Origin of the sequence: Flavobacterium suaedae (assembly GCF_014642915.1) — a bacterium.
GTDB classification, from domain to species: domain Bacteria; phylum Bacteroidota; class Bacteroidia; order Flavobacteriales; family Flavobacteriaceae; genus Flavobacterium; species Flavobacterium suaedae.
Genome location: NZ_BMJE01000018.1, coordinates 1 through 961, shown reverse-complemented (window position 1 = coordinate 961; position 961 = coordinate 1). Strand labels below are relative to the sequence as shown.

At 52.1% G+C, this 961-nt stretch carries 1 protein-coding gene; it reads left to right on the top strand.

Translation table 11 applies throughout. The annotated features are described in order from the left end of the window. Positions 1 to 961, top strand: a 961-nt coding sequence (locus IEW45_RS14730; RefSeq protein ID WP_505692161.1) for an FIDD domain-containing protein, incomplete at both ends; no start/stop codon positions are given.

Below are 961 nucleotides of genomic sequence, written 5' to 3'. Positions count from 1 at the left end.
GACGGCAACTACTACACAGAATCCGGCGGAACAGGAACCATGCTAAATGAAGGCGATGTAATCACCACCACACAAACCATCTACGTATACGCCGAAAGCGGAACCACACCCAACAACTGTACCGACCAAGAAAGCTTCCAAGTAACCATCTACCAAAAACCAGAAGTAGACACCCCCGCAGACCTACAAGCCTGTGAAGAATACACCCTACCCGAACTAGAAGAAGGAAACTACTACACAGGACCAGGCGGAACAGGAACCATGCTAAACGCAGGCGACCTTATCACCACCACCCAAGACCTATACATCTACGCCAACAGCGGTATAGAAGTAGACTGTACAGACGAACACCAATTCAACATACAAATAGACGAACGTCCCGCAACCTTCCCGGTAACGACGCTGGAAGAATGCGACGATAATTTTGACGGATATACCATATTCGATTTAACCCCGGCAATAGACGAAGTAACCAATAACCAGCCCGGTTACACCATAAGTTTCCACGAAACCCAAAACGGCGCAACCTTTGGCGGCACCCCAATAGCCGATATAGCCAACTACACCGCCATCACCGGCACCATCTATATCCGCGTCACAGAAGAAGGCAACACCACCAACTGCGCCGGCGTAGAACCCCTGGAACTCATCGTACACCCAAGACCCGAGTTACCAACCCCGAGCAACTACGAACTATGCGACGACAACAACTCACCCGACGCTTTAGAAACCTTCGACCTCACCACCCGTGAAGCCGAAATCACCTACGGCGCAACAGGCGTAACCGCCGAATACTATACAAGCCAAAACGACGCCCAAGACGGCACCAACCCAATCACCACCCCCGAAGCCTATGAAAACACCACCCCGGGCGGGGAAACCATCTGGGTAGCCGCCGTATCCGACTTCGGATGCCGCAGCATAGGGTCCTTTGACATCATCGTCAACCCACTACCCGTAA